Origin of the sequence: Streptomyces tremellae, from assembly GCF_039540215.1 — a bacterium.
In the GTDB taxonomy this organism is placed as follows: domain Bacteria; phylum Actinomycetota; class Actinomycetes; order Streptomycetales; family Streptomycetaceae; genus Streptomyces; species Streptomyces tremellae.
In genome coordinates, this window is sequence record NZ_BAABEP010000122.1 from 1 (window position 1) to 6070 (window position 6070).

A 6070-nucleotide genomic window follows, 5' to 3' on the forward strand; every position below is an offset into this window, starting at 1 on the left:
GAGCGGCGCGACCGCGACGAGCGCGGCGGCCGCGGGAGGCAGCGCGGCCCGCCGCCCCCTGCCCGCCGTGCGGTCGGCCGCCACCGTGTCGAGCGCGCCGCGCAGCACCGACCTGGCCGGTGCCGCGAAGGGCGGCACGCCCGGCGGGATGCCGCGCGCATAGGCGTCCAGCTGTCTGCGTACGGCGCCGAAGCCGGTCACCTCGAACGAGCAGTGCGGGCACTCCATCAGGTGGTCCTCGAACCGGTACGCGTCGCCGGGGTCCAGCACGCCGAGGGCGTAGGAGGCCGCGTCGCGATGGGGGTTCCCGGATGTCCGCATACTGTTCCGTACGCGTGACGGGCCCGGATCATTCAGCGTGCCGGGTCTCCGGTGCCAGGCCGGGCGCCCGGCTCAGTACAGGTGGGTCGCGAGGTGGCCGAGCGGCAGCCCCAGCTGCCAGGCCGGCGTCCACACCTGCGGCGCCTCCTGCTCGGGCCGCCGCGTCCCGCCGCACGCGGGCGGCACCACCGCGTCCAGGTCGGGCGCGAGCAGCTCTGTCTCCTCCAGTCTGCGCCAGGCGTCGGAGGCGAGTTCCAGGTCGGGGGTGCGCGGTCCGCTCTCCGTCCCGGCGCCCAGCTCGAAGGCGCGGGCCTCCATGCGGTCGAGGCGCTCGCACACCCAGGCGCGCCACACGGGGCCGTGCTCCGTCAGCGACCGCCACTCGGCGATCCGGTCGGCGGCGCGCGGCCGGTCGGCCGGCGCCTGGGACAGGAAGATGGTGAGCGCGAGCGCGCTGCGCCCCGCCCGGTACTCCAGCGTGGCCGGCGGCATCAGGTCGCCGCCGCGCAGCAGTTCGTCCGCGATGTACTCCGCGTGCATCCACGCCATCGGCACCAGTAGGCCACCACCGGGCCCCTCGGCACGTTCCTGACGCATGGTCCCCGCCTTCCTTGCTCCGGCCGCTGTGCGCGGCCCTGCTTCAGGGAGCATTGAACCGGCGGCGGGCGCCGCGCGTGGCCAGAAGTCCCGGATCGGGGCCCCTGGCGGCCGGGATTGTGACGCGGGTGCCGTCCTGTGGTGCGAGGGACGTGGCCGCGAGGGCGTGCGGTCACTGTGCGTGCCCGCCCGCTGCCCCTGTGTCGCCCCGCGTGGCGGGCCGGTTCACGGCACCACGGTGACGGGCCAGCGCCCCGCCTTCACCAGGCGCACGGCCACCGAGCCGATGATCCGGTGGCCCGCCGACTCGGAGGCGCCCACCACCACCGCGTCGGCCGTCAGCTCGTCGGCCGCCGTGACGAGGCCGTTGTACGGGTCGCCGCGGAAGGTGTGGAACTCCCAGCGCAGATCCCATATCCCCTTGATGCGCTCGGAGTTCTTGCGCAGCTCCTCGATCAGGTTCTCGGCGATCTCGCCGGTGGCATCGGCGACGGGGGCGCCGAGCGCGGACCCGGCGGGCAGCACCGGCTGCACGTAGACGATGGCGAGGAGCGCGTTCTGCCGCCGGGCCAGCCCCGCCGCGTAGGCCGCCGCGCGGAACGATGACTGCGATCCGTCCACGCCGACGACGATCACCTTCGGACCGTCCGTACCGCGTTCGAACCTGGTGTGCTGCTGCTCGGGCTCCGTCACGGCACGCAGGCTATCCCCTCCGGCGCGAGTGTCCAGGTCCGGAGGTCACCGAGGAGCCCGCGCAGCGGCGCAGAGGGCGGGGGCGCGCGGCTTTGCGCCCCGTCTCCGCGAGCGCCCGCTGTCAACCCGGGACCCCGCTGCCTAGGCGCATCGGGTGCTTGTTCCGCGACCCCCGTGTTGATCGACGGCTCCACGGTTCGGCCGTGCGAGCTATTAATCATGAAAAACGATAAACGGATTCATGGGCGTCGCGGTGCGCTGCGCCTGGTCGCCGGGCTCGGCGCCGCGGCTGCCACCGGACTCGTCGCCGCCTGCCAGGCGGGCGCCCCCGAGCAGACCGCCCCGCCCGCCGCGGGGCCGCGCGCCGCCGTGCCGCGCAACCCGGCCGCGTACCGCCTCCAGCCCATGGCCGGAGGGCTGCCGCCCGGCCACCGCGAGGCCCCACCGGTGCGCAAGGAGCCCTTCCTGGAGCTCCCGGACGTGGGCCGCTCCGTCGTCCTCACCTTCGACGACGGCCCAGAACCCACCTACACGCCCCAGATCCTCGACATCCTGCGCGCGCACGACGTGCGGGCCATGTTCTTCGTCTGCGGCGAGATGGTCTCCTACTTCCCCGACCTGGTACGCCGGGCCGCCGACGAGGGCCACCTCATCGGCAACCACACCTGGACCCACCCCGAACTGCCCAAGCAGTCCAGGGCGAAGACCAAGGACGAGATGGGCCGCACGAGCGAGATCATCGAGCGGACCACCGGCAGCGCGCCGCGGTGGTTCCGCGCCCCGTACGGCTCCTGGAACGCCTACACCTACCAGCTCGGCGCCGGGCTCGGCATGGAGCCGCTCGCCTGGTACGTCGACACCATGGACTGGTCGGAGCCCGGCGCGGGGAAGATCGTGCGGAGCGTACTCGACGGCCTCGGCCCCGGCCGGGTCGTCCTCTCCCACGACGGCGGCGGCGTCCGCGGCCAGACCGTCGCCGCCCTGCGCCGGTACCTCCCGGAACTGCCCCGCCGCGGCTACGCCACCGCCCTGCCGCACCCCTGAGCCGCCCCGGCCGGCCGCCCCGGCCGGCCGACGGTCCGGGCGCGGCGGCCGGGTCACACCCGTCACGCGGCCGGGCGCGGCGGCGGTTCAGCGGGTCGCGACCAGCCGGGCGAAGACGACCACGTTGCCCTCGTAGCCGGTCGCCTTGGTGTAGCCGCCCCCGCAGGTGAGGACCCGCAGTTCCGGATAGCCGGTGTCGGCGTAGACCCGCACGCCCGGGAAGCCGGCCTTGGAGAACACCTCGACGTCGTAGATCTGGAACACGGCGGTCCTGCCGTCGAAGCGCGTGGTCTCGATGTGGTCGCCCTTCTTGAGCGAGCCGAGCCCGTAGAAGACCGCGGGCCCTGTCTCGTTGTCGACGTGGCCCACGATCACGGACGTGCCCGACTGGCCGGGCGCGATGCCGTTCTGGTACCAGCCCGCCATGTTCCGGTCCGAGGGCGGCGGCGCCTCGATCCAGCCCTTCTTGTCGAGGCCGACGTCCATCAGCGGGGCGTCGACCTTGATCTCCGGGATGCGGACGCGCGCGGGCGGGGCGTACGGCAGCGGTCGCACGGACGCCGCGGGCAGCGCACCCGCCGCCGGGTCGCGGTGCTGCGCGTCGGGCGTCGAGGCGGCCGCCGGCTGCGGCGGCCCGAGCGGCGCCTCCGCGCCGTTGCGCAGCAGCGCGACCCCGGTGAGCAGGACCAGCGCGAGCGCCCCCCAGGGGGAGCGCCGCCTCTTCTCCTGGCCCAGATCGTCCAGGCGCATGGTTCTCCCTTCGTGGGCGGCCTGTACGCACGGTAAGCGCGGGGCGCCGTCCCGGCGATCACTGGCGGGCGAACGGGTGGCGCACGGCGGCCCCCTGACGTGCCGACATGTTCGGAGTATTCGGCAGGGCAAAACTTCCGACGGCCCGCGCCCCGCGCTGACCTGCCCTGTCGGCCCCCGGGGCGGTCCGTCTGACGGCGTGTCGCACGACGGCCGAGCGGCTTCCGAAATGCACTGATTTGACCATCCGATGAAGGTTCGTCATGGAAGGCGTTCTCGTCGATCATCCCGGGGCGCCGCTCCGGGGCGTCTTCCATGGAGGTTCAACGATGCGTGCTCCACGCGTTCTCGCGGTCGCCGCGACCGCCTGCGCGGCGGTGGCGTTCTCCGCCCCGCTGGCCGCCGCCAACAGCGGCCCCGTCAACGTCCAGGCCGACCCGTACACGGTGCACCAGGGCGGCACGATCCGGATCACCGTGGACGGCTGCGGCCACGGCGGGCAGGTCACGTCCAACGCCTTCCCGAAGGCCAAGGTGTCGGTGAACGCCTCGGGACACTCCACCGCCACCGCACGCGTCTATGACAGGGCGACGCCCGGCACCTACAACCTGGCCGTCAGGTGCGGCGACGACAGTCGCGTCGCCACCCGGCAGTTCCGCGTCGTCTCCGGCCGCGGCGCGCTCGGCGGGCTCGGCGGCTCGGTCGGCCCGAGCGCCACCGAGACCAAGGTGGGTGCGGGCCTGGTCGCCACGGCGGCCGTCGGCGGCACGGCCTTCGTCGTGCGCCGCCGCCGCACGCTCGGCGCGGCCTGACCCGGGTACGTGCGCCGCGGGGTCTGCCGCCCGCCGGGGCGGCAGGCGCCGCACGCCCGTCGCCCCGAGTCCTCCAGAGGGACTCGGGGCGACGGGCGTGCGCGCGGTGCGGATCAGTGGGCCCGGCCCGCCGTCCGCCTCCGGGCGGCGACCACGGTGCCCGCGGCCGCCGCGGCGACGAGCGCCGCACCGGCGGCGAGCTCCGCGGTGCCCGTGCCGCCCGCGCCGCCGCCGAGGCCGCCGTTGACCCCGCCAGGGACGGTCGGCCGTGCCGTCGCCCCCACAATGGTCAGGTTGGCCGTGCCGGAGCGGCCCTCACAGGTGAAGGTGACGCGGTAGACCGCGCCGCGCTTGGCGTCCCGGTCGACCGTGGCCACGGCGGTGCGCCCGCGGGGGATGGCGGTGGTGTCGAAGACCGCGGACGAGGCGGTCGCGGTCGCACCGCAGTCGGTCACGGACAGGGTCACCCGGCCCCCGGGCGCGATCGAGGAGGGCGTCACCGAGAAGCCGAAGGGCGTGACGTCGCCTCCCTCGGGCGCGGCGGCGGCGACGGGGGCGGTGAGCGCGATCGCGGCCACCGTCAGGGCGGCGGCGGATGCGGCACGTATCGTGCGCATGGGGCAGTCCTCCGGGTCCCGAGGGGCAGCCTGCGGAACCTGTTTCCGCCGGTCGTGGGAGATGCACCTCGATGACGCCGACGCTAGGAGCGCCGTACCACAGCCGCGATCGCAGACGGACGAATGGGGCACGCGTGTCCCCCGGGCGGCGGACACGTGTGCCGTGCGGCCGGCGCCGCGTCAGGACGAGACGCCGGGGAACAGGGCGAGGAACGGCTCGGCGGTGGCCGAGACGCCCCGCCCGTACGGGGCGTCGAAGTCCCAGATCAGGAACAGCAGGAACGCGATCAGGACGCTGAAGAGGCCGGCCAGCAGCAGCTCGCGGAAGGTGCGTCTGATCTGGAGCAGGAAGATCAGCCCGACCGTGACCACGGCGCCCGCGATCAGCCCGAACCACACGACGCCCGGCATGGTCGCGCCCGCGTTCTGCCCGCGGGCGCCGCGCGCGTCGTCGGCCGCGGCGACGTCGTCCATCAGCGGCTGGTAGACCTGCCCCTCCAGGTCGGTGCGGGGCGCGTACGAGGAGGCGTCGGCGCGCAGCCGGCCGAACAGCCGCGTACCGCGCGGGCTCAGCGCCTCGTGCCGCGCCATGTGCGGCCACTCGGTGTGCACGACATAGGAGACGTACGTGTCGACGTCGTCGCGGATGCGGTCCCGCACGGCCGGCGGGTAGACGGCGACCCGCTCGCTGATCTCGTGCAGCGTCTGGGCCTCCTGGCGGACGTTGTCCTGGGCGGCGCTGCGGGCCTCCCAGACACCCGCGATCGCGAGGCCCAGCACGATGGCGTAGACCACGCCGATCATCATCACCATGTAGTCGAGCACGTCAGGCGTCTGGGTCGGGTCGTCGTCGTCGCCCAACCGCCGCCGTACCCAACGGTGGTTGACGACGACGATGGTCAGGACGACGACGGCTGCCGCCGCCATCGCGATGGTCAGGACGAACCATTCCGACATGGGGTCTCCGGGTTCAGCGGGAGCGCGGGCGCAGGACGGCGACGGCGAGCACGGCGGGCGCGGTGATCACCAGGATCATCAGGACGGGCGAGGTGTGGCGTACGGGCTGCCTGCGCACGGCCTTGCGGTAGTGCGGCAGCGCCACGGGCGACGGGGCGGGGCGGGCCGACGGCCTCGGCGGCGGCGTCGGCCGTGGGACCGGTCTCCGGCGGGGCGGCGGGACCGCGTGCGACGCGGGGGGCGCGGGGGGCGGCGGGGCCGGGCGCGCCGCACCGGCGG

The 6070-nt window shown here is 74.8% G+C and carries 9 protein-coding genes; 2 read left to right on the top strand and 7 right to left on the bottom strand.

What is annotated here, in order from left to right:
- From ABEA77_RS33425 to ABEA77_RS33435, 3 genes are all read right to left on the bottom strand, one after another.
- Nucleotides 1-321 (bottom strand): zf-HC2 domain-containing protein (locus ABEA77_RS33425; RefSeq protein ID WP_345655868.1); only part of this gene is annotated, 321 nt, incomplete at its 3' end.
- A gap of 72 nt (nt 322-393) precedes the next feature.
- The gene (locus ABEA77_RS33430; protein ID WP_345655869.1) at nt 394-918 is read right to left on the bottom strand and encodes a hypothetical protein; all 525 of its coding nucleotides are present in this window, start codon (nt 916-918) and stop codon (nt 394-396) included.
- A gap of 225 nt (nt 919-1143) precedes the next feature.
- On the bottom strand, nt 1144-1611 hold the full coding sequence (locus ABEA77_RS33435) for a universal stress protein (protein ID WP_345655870.1): 468 nt from the start codon (nt 1609-1611) through the stop codon (nt 1144-1146).
- 219 nt (nt 1612-1830) lie between these two features.
- Between ABEA77_RS33435 and ABEA77_RS33440 the strand changes: the two genes are divergently transcribed.
- The gene (locus tag ABEA77_RS33440) at nt 1831-2655 is read left to right on the top strand and encodes a polysaccharide deacetylase family protein (RefSeq protein WP_345655872.1); all 825 of its coding nucleotides are present in this window, start codon (nt 1831-1833) and stop codon (nt 2653-2655) included.
- A gap of 87 nt (nt 2656-2742) precedes the next feature.
- Here the strand turns inward: ABEA77_RS33440 and ABEA77_RS33445 are convergent, their stop codons facing one another.
- Nucleotides 2743-3405 (bottom strand): class F sortase, encoded by a 663-nt coding sequence (locus ABEA77_RS33445; protein ID WP_345655874.1) that lies wholly within the window; start codon nt 3403-3405, stop codon nt 2743-2745.
- A gap of 329 nt (nt 3406-3734) precedes the next feature.
- Between ABEA77_RS33445 and ABEA77_RS33450 the strand changes: the two genes are divergently transcribed.
- The gene (locus ABEA77_RS33450) at nt 3735-4217 is read left to right on the top strand and encodes a hypothetical protein (protein ID WP_345655876.1); all 483 of its coding nucleotides are present in this window, start codon (nt 3735-3737) and stop codon (nt 4215-4217) included.
- A 113-nt stretch (nt 4218-4330) separates the two neighbouring features.
- Here ABEA77_RS33450 and ABEA77_RS33455 read toward each other — a convergent pair whose 3' ends face one another.
- The 3 genes from ABEA77_RS33455 to ABEA77_RS33465 all read right to left on the bottom strand — a co-directional run bounded on the left by ABEA77_RS33455 (nt 4331) and on the right by ABEA77_RS33465 (nt 5936).
- Entirely contained in the window at nt 4331-4834 is a 504-nt protein-coding gene (locus ABEA77_RS33455) for a hypothetical protein (RefSeq protein ID WP_345655878.1), read from the bottom strand.
- Nucleotides 4835-5014: 180 nt separating this feature from the next.
- Entirely contained in the window at nt 5015-5791 is a 777-nt protein-coding gene (locus ABEA77_RS33460; RefSeq protein ID WP_345655880.1) for a bestrophin-like domain, read from the bottom strand.
- A gap of 13 nt (nt 5792-5804) precedes the next feature.
- Complete coding sequence (locus tag ABEA77_RS33465) at nt 5805-5936, bottom strand: hypothetical protein (RefSeq protein WP_345655882.1); 132 nt, start codon at nt 5934-5936, stop codon at nt 5805-5807.
- Nucleotides 5937-6070: the final 134 nt, after the last annotated feature.

Coding starts and splice junctions, on each gene's coding strand:
- ABEA77_RS33430 (WP_345655869.1), bottom strand. CDS start 918: ATGCGTCAGGAACGTGCCGAGGGGCCCGGTGGTGGCCTACTGGTGCCG.
- ABEA77_RS33440 (WP_345655872.1), top strand. CDS start 1,831: ATGAAAAACGATAAACGGATTCATGGGCGTCGCGGTGCGCTGCGCCTG.
- ABEA77_RS33445 (WP_345655874.1), bottom strand. CDS start 3,405: ATGCGCCTGGACGATCTGGGCCAGGAGAAGAGGCGGCGCTCCCCCTGG.
- ABEA77_RS33450 (WP_345655876.1), top strand. CDS start 3,735: ATGCGTGCTCCACGCGTTCTCGCGGTCGCCGCGACCGCCTGCGCGGCG.
- ABEA77_RS33455 (WP_345655878.1), bottom strand. CDS start 4,834: ATGCGCACGATACGTGCCGCATCCGCCGCCGCCCTGACGGTGGCCGCG.
- ABEA77_RS33460 (WP_345655880.1), bottom strand. CDS start 5,791: ATGTCGGAATGGTTCGTCCTGACCATCGCGATGGCGGCGGCAGCCGTC.